The organism is Caballeronia sp. LZ008, assembly GCF_031451435.1.
Taxonomy (GTDB): Bacteria; Pseudomonadota; Gammaproteobacteria; order Burkholderiales; family Burkholderiaceae; genus Caballeronia; species Caballeronia zhejiangensis.
In genome coordinates this window covers 2,133,605-2,148,072 of sequence record NZ_JARUXK010000001.1, presented here as the reverse complement: position 1 = coordinate 2,148,072, position 14,468 = coordinate 2,133,605, and the positions used below count along the sequence as shown (strand labels likewise).

The 14,468-nt window shown below is 63.0% G+C and carries 16 protein-coding genes; all 16 read right to left on the bottom strand.

The annotated features are described in order from the left end of the window. Positions 1-4: 4 nt before the first annotated feature. The 16 genes from ureG to urtA all read right to left on the bottom strand — a co-directional run bounded on the left by ureG (position 5) and on the right by urtA (position 14,155). The gene (gene ureG / locus QCE49_RS09990) at positions 5-655 is read right to left on the bottom strand and encodes an urease accessory protein UreG (protein ID WP_034472760.1); all 651 of its coding nucleotides are present in this window, start codon (positions 653-655) and stop codon (positions 5-7) included. Positions 656-666: 11 nt separating this feature from the next. Next, positions 667-1,347 carry an urease accessory protein UreF gene (locus tag QCE49_RS09985; RefSeq protein ID WP_034472759.1) on the bottom strand — a complete coding sequence of 227 codons (681 nt, stop codon included), beginning with the start codon at positions 1,345-1,347 and terminating at the stop codon, positions 667-669. Further along, a complete protein-coding gene (ureE, locus tag QCE49_RS09980; protein ID WP_250457492.1) occupies positions 1,334-1,927 on the bottom strand; it encodes an urease accessory protein UreE in 594 nt (197 codons plus the stop codon). Before ureE ends, QCE49_RS09985 begins: the two co-directional genes overlap by 14 nt. A gap of 1 nt (position 1,928) precedes the next feature. Next, the gene (gene ureC / locus QCE49_RS09975) at positions 1,929-3,635 is read right to left on the bottom strand and encodes an urease subunit alpha (RefSeq protein WP_250457493.1); all 1,707 of its coding nucleotides are present in this window, start codon (positions 3,633-3,635) and stop codon (positions 1,929-1,931) included. 12 nt (positions 3,636-3,647) lie between these two features. After that, complete coding sequence (locus QCE49_RS09970; RefSeq protein ID WP_008342484.1) at positions 3,648-3,953, bottom strand: urease subunit beta; 306 nt, start codon at positions 3,951-3,953, stop codon at positions 3,648-3,650. Between the two features lie 4 nt (positions 3,954-3,957). Further along, entirely contained in the window at positions 3,958-4,260 is a 303-nt protein-coding gene (locus QCE49_RS09965; RefSeq protein ID WP_008342482.1) for an urease subunit gamma, read from the bottom strand. A 99-nt stretch (positions 4,261-4,359) separates the two neighbouring features. Next, positions 4,360-5,079, bottom strand: a complete 720-nt coding sequence (locus QCE49_RS09960) for an amino acid ABC transporter ATP-binding protein (protein WP_008342480.1) — start codon at positions 5,077-5,079, stop codon at positions 4,360-4,362. After that, entirely contained in the window at positions 5,066-5,716 is a 651-nt protein-coding gene (locus QCE49_RS09955) for an amino acid ABC transporter permease (RefSeq protein WP_008342479.1), read from the bottom strand. The genes QCE49_RS09960 and QCE49_RS09955 overlap by 14 nt, the downstream gene beginning before the upstream one ends. Continuing rightward, on the bottom strand, positions 5,713-6,390 hold the full coding sequence (locus tag QCE49_RS09950) for an amino acid ABC transporter permease (RefSeq protein ID WP_034472752.1): 678 nt from the start codon (positions 6,388-6,390) through the stop codon (positions 5,713-5,715). The genes QCE49_RS09955 and QCE49_RS09950 overlap by 4 nt, the downstream gene beginning before the upstream one ends. 18 nt (positions 6,391-6,408) lie before the next feature. Continuing rightward, positions 6,409-7,197: a transporter substrate-binding domain-containing protein gene (locus tag QCE49_RS09945; RefSeq protein ID WP_008342474.1), complete on the bottom strand. Its 789-nt coding sequence runs from the start codon at positions 7,195-7,197 to the stop codon at positions 6,409-6,411. A 172-nt stretch (positions 7,198-7,369) separates the two neighbouring features. Then, the gene (locus tag QCE49_RS09940) at positions 7,370-8,230 is read right to left on the bottom strand and encodes an urease accessory protein UreD (RefSeq protein WP_250457494.1); all 861 of its coding nucleotides are present in this window, start codon (positions 8,228-8,230) and stop codon (positions 7,370-7,372) included. Positions 8,231-8,262: 32 nt separating this feature from the next. After that, entirely contained in the window at positions 8,263-8,955 is a 693-nt protein-coding gene (gene urtE, locus QCE49_RS09935; protein ID WP_008342470.1) for an urea ABC transporter ATP-binding subunit UrtE, read from the bottom strand. Between the two features lie 150 nt (positions 8,956-9,105). Then, the gene (gene urtD, locus QCE49_RS09930) at positions 9,106-9,972 is read right to left on the bottom strand and encodes an urea ABC transporter ATP-binding protein UrtD (RefSeq protein WP_008342468.1); all 867 of its coding nucleotides are present in this window, start codon (positions 9,970-9,972) and stop codon (positions 9,106-9,108) included. Further along, positions 9,969-11,162, bottom strand: a complete 1,194-nt coding sequence (urtC, locus tag QCE49_RS09925) for an urea ABC transporter permease subunit UrtC (protein WP_250435012.1) — start codon at positions 11,160-11,162, stop codon at positions 9,969-9,971. The genes urtD and urtC overlap by 4 nt, the downstream gene beginning before the upstream one ends. A 3-nt stretch (positions 11,163-11,165) precedes the next feature. Continuing rightward, complete coding sequence (gene urtB / locus QCE49_RS09920) at positions 11,166-12,770, bottom strand: urea ABC transporter permease subunit UrtB (RefSeq protein WP_250457495.1); 1,605 nt, start codon at positions 12,768-12,770, stop codon at positions 11,166-11,168. 77 nt (positions 12,771-12,847) lie between these two features. Continuing rightward, positions 12,848-14,155: an urea ABC transporter substrate-binding protein gene (gene urtA / locus QCE49_RS09915; protein WP_008342462.1), complete on the bottom strand. Its 1,308-nt coding sequence runs from the start codon at positions 14,153-14,155 to the stop codon at positions 12,848-12,850. Positions 14,156-14,468 lie beyond the last annotated feature (313 nt).

Sequence of the window (14,468 nt, the reverse complement as noted above, 5' to 3'; positions counted from 1 at the left end):
CGCGTCAAGCCAGCAGCAAACCCTTCTTCTCGATGAAGCGGATGACTTCGTCGAGCCCATCGAGCGCCTTCAGATTGCACATCACGAAGGGCCGCTCGCCGCGCATCTTCTTCGCGTCGCTCGCCATGATGTCGAGATTCGCGCCGACGTGAGGCGCTAGATCGGTCTTGTTGATGACGAGCAGATCCGACTTCGTGATGCCAGGCCCGCCTTTGCGCGGAATCTTCTCGCCGCCCGCGACATCGATCACGTAGATAGTCAGATCGGAGAGTTCGGGGCTGAAAGTCGCCGCGAGGTTATCGCCGCCCGATTCGATGAACACGATATCCGCATCCGGAAACTTCGACACCATGCGATCGACGGCTTCGAGATTGATCGACGCATCTTCGCGGATTGCCGTATGCGGGCAGCCGCCCGTCTCGACGCCCATGATGCGCTCGGCCGGCAGCGCGCCCGCGACGGTCAGCAGGCGCTGATCTTCCTTCGTGTAGATATCGTTGGTGATGGCGACGAGATCGTATTTCTCGCGCATCGCCTTGCAGAGCATTTCGAGCAGCGTGGTCTTGCCGGAGCCGACCGGCCCGCCGACACCGACACGCAACGGCGGCAGTTTCTTGGTTCGGCGAGCGGCGGAAGAGTAAGCGGGAGCGTTCATGGAGTGTCGGTTCAGGAGCGGAAAAGCCGCGAATATTGCGATTCGTGCCGCGCGGACAAAACGCCGAGCTGCGGCGCGAAGGTGTTGATCTGTTCAGGCGCTGTATCGAGCGCGCGGCGCACGGCGGCATCGATCGGCTCGCGCAACGCGACGATGATGCGCTGTCCCGCGAGCTGGCCGAGCGGCACGGCCTTGAGCGCGGCGGCCGCCTGATTCTCGACCCAGCTGAATGCGTAGGCCGCGAGCGCGGCGTCGGGTGCCGCATCGTACGCGAACGCGGCGAACGCGAAGGCGGTCGGCTGCGCGATCGGCTTGATCGCGGCGAGCGTCGCGCGGCGTGCTTCGTCGCCCCATTCGAGCGACACGCACAACTGCGCGAGCGACCAGCCCATCTGCTCCGTTTCGCGTCTCAATTCCGCCGATTCGCGGCTCCCGATGTATTCATCGTTCGCGGCGCTCAGCGCGGCTTCGTCGTGCGAACGCCAGTGTTCGATCTGATGCGCGAGCATCGGCAATTCGCCGCGCGCGAGCACGCTGGAAAGGCCGCTCGCGATCCAGTCGCGCGCGCTGTCGCCGTCGTGGATCAGGCCGTGCTCGATCGCCGCTTCGAGCCCTTGCGAATAGCTGAACGCGCCGATCGGCAATGCCGGCGACGCGAGATGCAACAGCGCGGTGAGCTCAGCGATGCGCATGGCCGTGGTGATGATGACCATGATCGTGACTATGATCGTGGCCGCACGACGAATGATCGTGATCGTGCCCGTGATGCTCGTCGAATACCTTCTGCGCGAGCGCGTAGTCTTCGCTGAATGTCTCGTCGTGGCCGTGCTTGTGTCCGCCGCCGTACGCGCCCGTTTCGGGCTGGAACGGCTGCGATTCGTGCGCGACGAGCACGCCTAAGCGCTTCAGCATGTCTTCGAGCACGGGATCGGCTTCGAGCTTCAGATACTCCGCGCCGACTTCGACCGGCGTATGCCGGTTGCCGAGGTGATAGGCCGCACGCGTCAAGAGACGCACGCTCGGCGCGCGCACGATGAGCACGTCCTCCGCCGCCGCGACGACGCGCACGAAGCCGCCGTCGTCGGCGACGAGCATGTCGCCATCCGCGAGCACGGTGCCGCGCGGCATGACGAGGGCGACTTCCTCGCCGTTGTCGAGCGTGGCGGCGAGGCGGCTCTTGCAGCGCGCATCGAAGGGAAGAGTCAGCGTGGGCGCGCGTTTTTTTAGGACGTCGGCAAGCTTCGCGGTCAGACGTTTGTCGATGGTACGCATATCAGAACAAGAAGTAACGCTGCGCCATCGGCAGAACGGTGGCGGGATCGCATGTGAGCAATTGTCCGTCGGCGATCACCTGATAGGTCTGCGGATCGACGCTGATGGACGGCTGCCATGCATTGTGAATCATGTCGGCCTTCGTCACATTGCGGCAGTTCCTGACCGCGACGATCTGCTTTTGCAAGCCATAACGATCCGCGATGCGCGCCTCCATCGCCATCTGCGATACGAATGTCAGCGACGTCTTGCCGAGTGCGCCGCCGCGTGTCGCGAACATCTCGCGATAATGCACCGGCTGCGGCGTCGGAATGGACGCATTCGGGTCGCCCATCTGCGCGACCGCGATCATGCCGCCCTTGACGATCATCGCGGGCTTCACGCCGAAGAACGCGGGTTCCCAGAACACCAGATCGGCCCACTTGCCCGGCTCGATCGAGCCGACTTCATGCGCGATGCCGTGCGTGATTGCCGGATTGATCGTGTACTTCGCGACATAGCGCTTCGCGCGGAAATTATCATTACGCGTGCTGTCTTCGGGCAACGCGCCGCGCTGCACCTTCATCTTGTGCGCGGTCTGCCATGTGCGAATGATGACTTCACCGACGCGGCCCATTGCTTGGGAATCCGAAGAAAGCATCGACAGCGCGCCGAGATCGTGAAGGATGTCTTCGGCCGCGATGGTCTCGCGACGAATCCGCGATTCCGCGAACGCGATGTCTTCCGCGATGGACGGATCGAGGTGATGGCACACCATCAGCATGTCGAGATGCTCATCGAGCGTGTTGACGGTGTAGGGGCGCGTCGGATTCGTGGAAGAGGGCAGCACGTTCGATTCGCCCGCGACCTTGATGATGTCCGGCGCATGGCCGCCGCCCGCGCCTTCTGTGTGATACGTGTGGATCGTGCGGCCCTTGAACGCGGCGATGGTCGTTTCGACGAAGCCCGCTTCGTTCAGCGTGTCGGTGTGGATGGCGACTTGCGTGTCGGTGTCGTCGGCGACGCTCAAGCAATTGTCGATCGCGGCGGGCGTCGTGCCCCAATCCTCGTGCAGCTTCAGGCCGATCGCGCCCGCTTTCACCTGCTCGATCAGCGGCTCCGGCAGGCTCGCGTTCCCCTTGCCGAGAAAGCCGAGATTGACGGGCCAGCCGTCGGCGGCCTGCAGCATGCGCTCCATGTGCCACGGGCCCGGCGTGCAGGTTGTCGCGTTGGTGCCGGTCGCGGGGCCGGTGCCGCCGCCGAGCATCGTCGTGACGCCGCTCGCGAGCGCTTCGTCGATCTGTTGCGGGCTGATGAAGTGAATGTGCGTATCGACGCCGCCCGCCGTCACGATCATGCCTTCGCCCGCGATCACTTCCGTCGCCGCGCCGATCGCGATGTTCACGTTCGGCTGAATGTCCGGATTGCCCGCCTTGCCGATGGCGAAGATGCGTCCACCCTTGATGCCGATATCGGCCTTCACGATGCCCCAGTGATCGAGGATCAGCGCATTGGTCACGACGGTATCGACGACGTCGGCGGCCGGGCGCTGCGACTGGCCCATGCCGTCGCGAATCACCTTGCCGCCGCCGAACTTCACTTCTTCGCCGTAGGTCGTGAAGTCGCGTTCCACTTCGATGATGAGATCGGTGTCGGCGAGGCGCACGCGGTCGCCGGTGGTCGGGCCGAACATTTCCGCATAAGCGCGGCGGCCGATGCGTAGCGTCATATCTGTCCTTTTTTAGAGCGGGCCCATGACGAGCGCGTTGAAGCCGTACACATGGCGATCGCCGGCCAGCGCGACGAGTTCGACGGTGCGTTCCTGACCGGGTTCGAAGCGGACTGCCGTGCCCGCCGCGATGTTCAATCGGAAGCCGCGCGCCTTCTCGCGCTCGAATTTGAGCGCCGCGTTGACTTCGTAGAAGTGGAAGTGCGAGCCGACCTGCACCGGCCGGTCGCCATGATTCGCGACGACGACCGTAACCGTCTCGCGGCCCGCATTGAGCTCGTGCTCGCCATCGTCGATGAAATATTCGCCGGGGATCATGGTGTCAGGGGATCGGATGATGAACGGTGACGAGCTTGGTGCCGTCGGGGAAGGTCGCTTCGATCTGGATGTCGGGAATCATCTCGGGCACGCCTTCCATCACGTCGTCGCGCGTGAGCAGCGTGGTGCCGTAGTGCATGACTTCGGCGACGGTCTTGCCGTCGCGCGCCGCTTCCATCAATGCCGCCGATATGAACGCGACCGCTTCCGGATGATTGAGCTTGAGGCCGCGCGCGCGGCGACGCTCGGCGAGCAGGGCCGCTGTGAAGATCAGCAGCTTGTCCTTTTCTCTGGGCGTGAGTTTCATGGGCTTCTTCTATGGAGAAAAGTGTTTCGGGCTTTGCAATGCTAGCACCGGAATGCCGCGTCTCATGCGCTTTTAAGGGGCTTTCGGTAGGCTTTCGGCTTACTGGATGAAGCGCTGCAACTCCACGGTCGACGGCCGCTCGAAGATGGCGTCCGGCGCGCCCGATTCCCACACGCGCCCCTGATGCATGAACACGACCTTGTCGCTCACCTTGCGCGCGAAGCGCATTTCGTGCGTGACCATGATGAGCGTCATGCCGTCGCGCGCGAGGTCTTCGACGACCGCTAGCACTTCGCCGACGAGTTCGGGATCGAGCGCCGATGTGATCTCATCGCAGAGCAGCACGGTCGGCTTCATCGCAAGTGCGCGCGCGATCGCGACGCGTTGCTGCTGACCGCCCGAAAGCTGATCGGGAAAAGCATCGAACTTGTCGCCGAGACCGACGCGTTCGAGCACGGTATGCGCCGTCGCGCGCGCCTTCGCCCTGTGGATCTTCCTGACGACGGTCTGCGCGAGCATCACGTTTTCGCCCGCGGTGAGATGCGGAAAGAGGTTGTACTGCTGAAACACCATGCCGACTTTCAGCCGCAGCGCGCGCAGGTCGGCATGACGCGCATCGATATGCTCGCCGTCGATTTCGATCGAGCCTTCGTCGATGCTCTCCAGACCGTTGAGCGTGCGCAGCAACGTGCTCTTGCCCGAGCCGCTGCGCCCGATGATCGACACGACTTGTCCGCGCTCGACGGCGAAGTCGATGCCCTTCAGCACCTGATTCGCGCCGAACTGCTTCTGAAGATTGCGGGTTTCAACGAGCGGCATTCCATTTCCTTTCGAGCGTGCGCGCATAGCGCGTCAGCGGATAGCAAAGCAAGAAGTAGATAACGGCGACGAGCCCATACACGAGAAACGGCCGGAAAGTTGCGTTCGAAATCATCGTGCCAGCCTTCGTCAGTTCCGTGAAGCCGATGATCGATACGAGCGCCGTGTCCTTCACCGCCTGCACCGCGAAGCCGACCGTCGGGCCGACCGCGATGCGCGTCGCTTGCGGCAGGATCACGTGACGAAGCTGCTCCATGTAACTCATCGCGAGCGACGACGATGCTTCCCACTGACCCTTCGGCACCGCTTCGACCGCGCCGCGCCAGATCTCCGCGAGATACGCGCTCGTGAAGAGCGTGAGACCGACGCTCGCCGCGAGCCACGGCGACACGTCGATGCCGAGCAAGGGCAGGCCGAAGAACACGAGGAACAACTGCATGAGAAGCGGCGTGCCCTGAAAGAGCTGGATATAGCCTTTGACGAGCATGCGCAGCACTTGCGATTTCGACACGCGCATGACGAGCAGCACGAAGCCGACGATGCCGCCCAACACGAACGACACGATCGACAGCACGACGGTCCAGCGCGCCGCGAGCAGCAGGTTCTCGAAGATCTGCGCGAGCGTGAATTCGATCATCGCGCGGCGCTCCGGTGGTTCATCAGAAAGCGCTTGCCCATGGCGTTCAATGCGGCGCGCAGAGCGAGCGCCATCACGAGATACGCGGCCGTGATGAAGAAGCACGTCTCGAACGCGCGGAAGTTGCGCGACTGGATATAGCTCGCGGCATACGTGAGATCGGGCACCGATATCTGCGAGACGACCGCCGAGCCGAGCATCGTAATGACGATCTGGCTCGTCAATGCGGGGAACACTTTGGCGAGCGCTTGCGGCAACACGACATGACGGAACGTCTCGCCACGCGACATCGCGAGCGATGCCGCCGCTTCGAGATGACCCTTCGGCACGGCGGCGACGCCCGCGCGCACGATCTCGATCGAGTACGCGCCGAGATTGAGCGTCATCGCGAGAATGGCCGCGACGTATTCGCTGAGATGAATGCCGAGCGCGGGCAGGCCGAAGAACACGAAGAACAGTTGCACGATGAACGGCGTGTTGCGGACCGCTTCGACATAGGCGCCGACGATCGCCGCGAGCCACGCATGCCGGCTGTTGCGCGCGGCGGCGCCGAGCACGCCGACCGACACGCCGAGCGCCGTCGAGACGGCGGTCAGCGCGAGCGTGGTCGCCGCGCCGCTCGCGAACATGCCCGCGTACTGCGCTAGATCGGCGAATTGAAGTTCATAGGCCATACGATGCCGCGCTCCCGATCAAAGGGTCGCGGGCAGCGGCTGGTTGAACCACTTCTTCGACATCGTGTTGAGCGTGCCGTCCTTCTTCGCCTGCGCGATGGTGTCGTCCACTTTCGACATCAGGCGCGGCTCGTTCTTGTTCATGCCGACGAAGCACGGCGAATCCTTGATGATGAACTTCGCTTCCGGCCGGCGCGGCGGATTCTTCGACAGGATCGCCGCCGCGACGATGTTGCCCGCCGCGATCAGTTGCACCTGTCCCGAGAGAAAGGCCGAGATGGTCGCGTTGTTGTCCTCGAAGCGCTTGATGGTCGCGTTGGGCGCCATCTGCGAGAGCGCGATCTCTTCGAGCGCGCCGCGCGTGGCGCCGACGGTCTTGCCGGTGAGATCGGCGGGGCTCGTCACCTTGATGTCGGCGGGGCCGAACACGCCTTGGAAGTAGGGCGCGTAAGCCGTCGAGAAGTCGAGCACCTTCTCGCGTTCCGGCGTCTTGCCGAGCGACGAGATCACGAGATCGACCTTGTTGGTCGTCAGATACGGGATGCGGTTCGCGCTGTTGACGGGCACGAGTTCGAGCTTCACGTTCATCGACTTGGCGAGCAGCGCGGCCATGTCGACGTCGTAGCCTTGCGGTTTCATGTCGGCGCCGACCGAGCCGAAGGGCGGATAGTCTTCGGGCACGGCGACGCGCAGCGTGCCGTTCTTCGCGATGGTGTCGAGCGCGTCGGCGTGCGCGGCGAGAGGCGCGAGGGAAAGCAGCAGCGCGACGAGTGCGGTGCGCCGCGTGCGGGAAAAAGTCGTGAGCATCGATGATCCTTCGGTCTTGAACGGCCGCGTTGGAATGCGCGGCTCTCGAGCGAAGGCTTAAAGCGAGAGTCGTGCCATCGATGCTTATTTCTTATGCTGTCAGCGTTTGCCGGTTACGCATATATCGCCGCGCACAACGGATGTGCAGACGCGTGCGCTTCGTTGGTGCGTACTAGGTAGTCCACAAACGCAGAGGTCGCGCATCGACGCCATGCACGAGCGGACGAAGACGCGACCAGCAATCGGTGAGTGCGTTTTGCAGCGGTTCCATGGAGCCGCTGATCGCGCGCACGATCAGCACGCCCGGCGCGACGCACGATGCGCCTGCGCGGAGCTCATCGTCGAAGGGAAGATGTGCGGCGAGGGTCTCGGCGAGGGCATCGTCGCATGCGGGGCCGATCGCCCAGAGCGTGCCGTAAGCGGGGAAGCCCGCGAGACCTTGAGCGGAGTCGCGCAGCGGATCGCGCGCATCGAGCAGCGTGCGTTCGAACCAGAGCGTCGAACCATTGCGATGCGCGATACGCGATGTCGCCTTGATTTGCCCTTGCGTCCACTTTTCGCCGGCGGCGGCGCGCCCGAGCAGCATTGCGTCCCAGCCGATCGCGCTCGCGCCTTCATCGAGTGTCAGGTTGAATTCGAGTTCGACGTTCGACGATTCGAACACGATGTTGTTTTGCGGCAGCCAGTCGAGCTTCGCATGCGCGGCGAGATCGATATCGATGCGCTGCGTCGCGAGCTTGCCGTTGGCCTTGTACCACTTGGTCGCGCCGGGCGTCGTGATGACGGCGTGCGTGTCTTGGTGCAGACGAACGTCGATGGAAAGACGATCGCCGCCCGCGACGCCGCCGGGCGGGTGCACGATCACCGAATGACAGATATCGCCTTCGGGATAGAGCGGCCGTTGCAGCCGCAATGGGCCTTCGTGCTTGCGATGAACGCAGACGGTGCGGCCGTGCTGACGCGCGTAGCCGAGTTCGAGCGAGCCGCGCCAGATGTTCGGATCGGCGAGTGTTGCGTGCGATTCGTGGTGCATGAGCGATGCGTTCTTCTAGAGCGGAGCCTCGATCATACGGCGATCAGCTCGCGCACTCCATGCGCGTCCATTTCCGAGCCCGCGCCGCCCGCGACGATTTCGCCGCGGCTCATGACCCAGTATCGATCGGCGAGTTCGCGCGCGAAGTCGTAATACTGCTCGACGAGCAGGACGGTCATGCCCATTTCGTCGACGAGTTGCCGAAGCGTTCGGCCGATATCGCGGATGATCGATGGCTGAATGCCTTCGGTCGGCTCGTCGAGGATGAGCAGTTGCGGCTCGCTCATCAGCGCGCGGCCGATTGCGAGTTGCTGTTGTTGACCGCCGGAGAGATCGCCGCCTCGGCGGTTCTTCATGTCTTTGAGGACGGGGAACAGCGCGTAGATGTGATCGGGAATCTTCGATGGCGCTTTGCGGCTCGCTGCTCCGACGAGCAGGTTTTCTTCGACGGTGAGACGACCGAAGATGTCGCGGCCTTGCGGCACGTAGGCGAGGCCGTTTGCGACGCGCGCGTGGGTGGGCATCGAGGAGAGCTTGTTGCCGCGCCAGGCGATGGTGCCGCTTTTTGTCGGGACGACACCCATCAGGCAGCGAAGGAGCGTCGTTTTGCCCACGCCGTTGCGGCCCAGCAGGACGGTGAGTTTTCCATCGGGGACGGTGAGTTTCACATCGCGGAGGATGTGGCTGCCGCCATAGTATTGGTTCAGGTTTTCGACTTCTAGCATTTGCTTTGTCTCTTGGTCTGCGCTTGTTTGCTTACGCTTGCGTGGAATCCTGTGATCGCGTCGGTCTATTAGCACTGCCCCGCACAGGGGCAACGCTAATCGACCACTAAGAAAACAGGCTTCCACGACGACCCACGCCGACATAAAACACTAACGCCCAAGATAAGACTCAATAACGGCCTCGTCCCGTTTGACGTCATCGAGCGTGCCTTCGGCAAGAACACTCCCCTCAGCCATAACAGTAACCTTCCCGCTATCCCCCGAAAGCGCAGCAACAAACTCCATATCATGCTCGACGACCATCATCGAACACGACCCACGCAGCTTGTTGAGCAACTCCGCGAGTTCCATCGTTTCATGATCGGTCATGCCGGCCGCAGGCTCATCGAGCAGCAAGAGAGCAGGCTGCTGCATCAACAACATGCCGATTTCGAGCCGCTGCTTCTGCCCATGCGACAACTCGCCCGCAAGCCGCGTCGCCTGATGCTGAAGGCGAATCAGCTCGAGCGTCTCTTCGATGCGAGCCTGCGCGGCACCATCCAGCCGCGCCCTCAACGATGCGAACCAGCGCTTGTCCGTCTTCATCGCGAGTTCGAGGTTCTCCCACACCGGATGATTCTCGAACACAGTCGGCTTCTGAAACTTGCGCCCGATGCCCGTGCGCGCAATCACCGGCTCCGACATGCGCGTGAGATCGAACGTCTGCCCGAGAAAAACCTTGCCGTCGTCGGGACGCGTCTTGCCGGTGATGACATCCATCATCGTCGTCTTGCCCGCGCCGTTCGGGCCGATCACGCAGCGCAACTCGCCCACATCGATCGACAACGTCAGCTTGTTCAGCGCGCGAAAGCCGTCGAAGCTCACGGTGACGTCCTCGAGATAGAGGATCGTGCCGTGCGATACATCGATCTCGCCGGGCGCGAGCACATGCCCCAGGCCCGACGACACGTTGATGTTCTTGTGGCTCGTCTCCGGAATCGGCGGCAAATCCACGATCAATGCGTTATGTGCAGTCATTCGGCAGCGTCTCCATGCGCCTTCTTGCGGCGCGCGAGATCAATCAGTCCCATGATGCCGTTCGGCAGAAGCAAGGGCACGAGCGTGAAGATGAGGCCGAGGAAAAACAGCCAATACTCCGCGAAATAGGCGGTGAAAAAGCTCTTCGCGCCGTTGACGGCGAACGCGCCGACGATCGGTCCGATCAGCGTGCCGCGTCCGCCGACCGCGACCCAGATCGCCATTTCGATCGAGTTCGCGGGCGACATCTCGCTCGGATTGATGATGCCGACCTGCGGCACATACAACGCGCCCGCGATGCCGCACAACACCGCCGACACCGTCCAGATGAAGAGCTTGTACGCGAGCGGGCTATAGCCGAGGAACATCAGGCGCGCTTCGCCGTCGCGCACGCCGGTGACGACTCGCCCGAGCTTCGACGTGACGATCCATCTCGCCGCGAGAAACGCGAGCACGAGCACCGCGAACGTGATGAGAAAGAGGGCAGTGCGCGTGCCCGGATGCGTGATTGGAAAGCCCGCGATGCGCTTGAAGTCGGTGAAGCCGTTGTTGCCGCCGAAGCCCGTTTCGTTGCGATAGAAAAGCAGCATCGCGGCGAAGGTCATCGCCTGCGTGATGATCGACAGATACACGCCCTTCACGCGCGAGCGGAACGTGAAGAAGCCGAACACCCACGCAAGCACGCCAGGCACGAGGACGACGAGCAACAGCGCATACCAGAGATGTTCCGTGCCCTCCCAGTACCACGGCAGCTTGTGCCAGTCGAGAAACACCATGAAGTCGGGAAGATCGCTTTGATACGTCCCCTCGCGGCCGATCGAGCGCATCAGGTACATGCCCATCGCGTAGCCGCCGAGCGCGAAGAAAAGCGCATGGCCCAAGCTCAGAATGCCGCAATAGCCCCATACGAGGTCGAGCGCGAGCGCGCCGATTGCGTAGCACATGAGCTTGCCGACGAGCGTCATCGCATAAGCCGAGAGATGGAACGTGCTCGTTTCCGGCAGCACGAGCGCGCTGACGGGCACGAAGATCACCATCGCGATGACGAGCGCGATCAACGCGAGCCAGCCTTTCTTCGGCAAGAGCGCGGCGCGCGGCGGCAGGCCGAGCGCGAAGCCCGCGCGCGCCGCGCCCGGATCGGGTTGCGGCGTGACGTCGAGGTTCGTGCCGACATTGGTCGAGGCGGTCATGTCTCAAGCCTCCGCGCTGCGGCCCTTGAGGGCGAACATGCCCTGCGGACGCTTCTGGATGAACAACACGATGAGCACGAGCACCGCGATCTTCGCGAGCACCGCGCCCCAGAACGGCTCGACCGCCTTGCTGACGAGCCCGAGCCCGAAGCCGCCGATCACCGTGCCCGCGAGCTGGCCGACGCCGCCGAGCACCACCGCCATGAACGAATCGATGATGTAGCTCTGGCCGAGATCGGGCCCGACGTTGCCGATCTGCGAGAGCGCGCAGCCGCCGAGTCCCGCGATGCCCGCACCGAACGCGAACGCGTACGAATCGACACGCGCTGTCTTGACGCCGACGCACGCGGCCATGCGGCGGTTCTGCGTCACCGCGCGCACGAAGAGGCCGAGGCGCGTCTTCGTGAGCACGCCCCACGCGATCGCGACGACGGCGAGCGAGAACGCGAGGATCGTCAGACGGTTGTACGGGAGGATGAGGTTCTGCATCACGGTGACGCCGCCGCTCATCCACGAGGGATTCGTCACCTGCACGTTCTGCGCGCCGAAGAGCGTGCGCGTCGCCTGAATCAGGATCAGGCTGATGCCGAAGGTCGTCAGCAGCGTTTCGAGCGGACGTCCGTAGAGATGCTTCAGCACGAGCCTTTCGAGCACGATGCCGACGAGCCCCGCGGCGATGAACGACGCAGGCACCGCGAAGAGCGGATACCAGTTGAACGCGGCGGGCGCGTAATGCTGCACGAGGTTCTGCACGACATAGGTCGCATAGGCGCCGATCATCAGGAACTCGCCGTGCGCCATGTTGATGACGCCGATCAGCCCATATGTGATCGCAAGCCCGAGCGCCGCGAGCAGCAGCACGCTGCCGAGCGAGAGGCCCGCGAAGATCGTGCCGAAGACTTCGCTGCGGCGCTGAATCGAATCGAGTGCGTAGATGCCTTCCTGAGCCGCGTTGCGTACGCGTTCGTCGGGTTCGTTGAACGTGCCGTCGGCCTTCTTCGCGACGATCGGGCGCAGCAGTTCGTACATGTCGAGGTCATGGCGCGCCGCGACGAGTTGCGCGGCTTCGAGACGCCTGTTCACGTCGGGATCGTGCAGCGCGGTCATCGCCCAGAGCGTGTCGAGGCGCTTCTTTAATTCGGAATCCTTTTCGATGGCGCGGGCTCGGTCGATCATCGGCTTCATCGATGCGTCCGGGTTCTTCAGCAACGCAGCGATGGCGTCGCGGCGTTTGGCCGTATCGGGCGATGCGAGCTGCAGCCCCGACAACGCGCCCGCGACCTTCGTGCGCAGCAGATTGTTCAGCGTGATCGGCTGCGCATCGGGCGCTTCGGCGGTCTTGCCGGTGATCGCGTCCTTCGTGCCGTCATCGGTCTGAATGTAGACGTGACCGTTATCGGTCGCGACGAGCGAGCCATCGGACAGCGCGCCGAGCACGGCGATGGAAGGCGCATCGGCATTGGCAATGAGCTTGTCGATGGCGGCGGTCTTGGCTTCGAAGTCGTCGCCGGCGAGCGGGCCGAGATCGTCGTTGGTGAGCGCGTGGGCCGCGAGCGACGTCATCGCGAGGATGAGCGCAAAGAGCGCGCGCTTGAGGGAGCCGGTCATGTGGGCCTTTCCGTTAGAACTCGAAAGGCCGCGCGCATCGCATGAAACGCGCGGCCTCGCTGCATCGACGTCACGCGTTACGCGACACGCACACGCTGACGGCGCAGGAACGCGGGAATCGAGCTGACGACATCCGGCTTGCCCTCGTTGCCCGCGATATACGGGCTCCACGGCTGCGCGCGTATGGCGGTCTTCGTCTTCCAGACGACGTTGAACTGACCGTCGCCGCGAATTTCGCCGATCATCACGGGCTTATGCAGATGATGGTTGCCGTCCATCGTCAGCGTGAAGCCGGAAGGCGCGGCGAAGGTCTGACCGACCATCGCGGTGCGGACCTTGTCGACATCGGCGCTCTTCGCCTTTTCGACGGCCTGCTTCCACATGTGGATGCCGACGAAGGTCGCTTCCATCGGATCGTTGGTGACGCGCTTGTCGCCGCCCGGAAGGTTCTGCGCCTTTGCGTACGCGAAGAATTCCTTCTCGAACTTCGAGTTGTTCGGGTTCTTCACCGACATGAAGTAGTTCCATGCGGCAAGATGGCCGACGAGCGGTTTCGTGTCGATGCCGCGCAGTTCCTCTTCGCCGACCGAGAACGCGACGACAGGCACGTCCGTCGCTTTCAGGCCCTGGTTGCCGAGTTCCTTGTAGAACGGTACGTTCGAATCGCCGTTGATCGTAGAGATGACAGTCGTCTTTCCCCCTTGGGCAAAGGTCTTGATGTTCGCGACGATGGTTTGATAGTCGCTATGTCCGAACGGTGTGTAGACCTCCTGAATGTCTGCATCTTTCACGCCCTTGGAGTGAAGGAACGCGCGCAGGATCTTGTTGGTCGTGCGCGGGTACACGTAGTCGGTGCCGAGCAGGAAGAAGCGCTTGGCGCTGCCGCCTTCCGGTCCCATCAGATATTCGACGGCGGGAATCGCCTGCTGATTCGGCGCGGCTCCCGTATAGAACACGTTGCGGGACATCTCTTCGCCTTCGTACTGCACGGGGTAGAAGAGCAGGCCGTTGAGTTCCTCGAACACCGGCAGCACGGACTTGCGCGACACCGAGGTCCAGCAGCCGAACACGACCGCGCACTTGTCCTGCGTGAGAAGCTGACGCGCCTTCTCGGCGAAGAGCGGCCAGTTCGAAGCGGGATCGACGACGACGGGCTGAATCTGCCGGCCCATGACGCCGCCGCTCTTGTTGATATCGGCGATGGTCATGAGTGCCGTGTCTTTCAGCGACGTCTCGGAGATCGCCATCGTGCCCGACAGCGAATGGAGGATGCCGACCTTGATCGGACCGGTATCGGCGGCGTGGGCTTTCGTGATCGGAAGTTGGCCCGCAAGGGCGAGCGCGCCCGACATGGAGCCGAACTTCAGCAGACTGCGTCGTTTCATTTCTGGGTTCCCCTTGCCGATGTGGTTGTTTGAGCAATGACGATTGCTCGGAGCGTTCTGCAAGGGGTATGCCAACTGGGGTCTTTTGCCCTAGTGGCGGGGGTTTGCGGGGAATCGCAGGGAAGTTTTACTTCGGGGGATGTGGGTTAGCGGGCGAGGTTTTGGTGCATGCACGGGGGATGTGCATCGTTGCGGTGCGGGTTTCGTTCTTTTTCGCCGGCTCGCGATTACGCGTCGGTCTATTGGGACTGCCCTGCACAAGGGCCGTGCCAAAGACCGACGCGATCACAGGCTGCCGCGAAAAAAAGCGGAA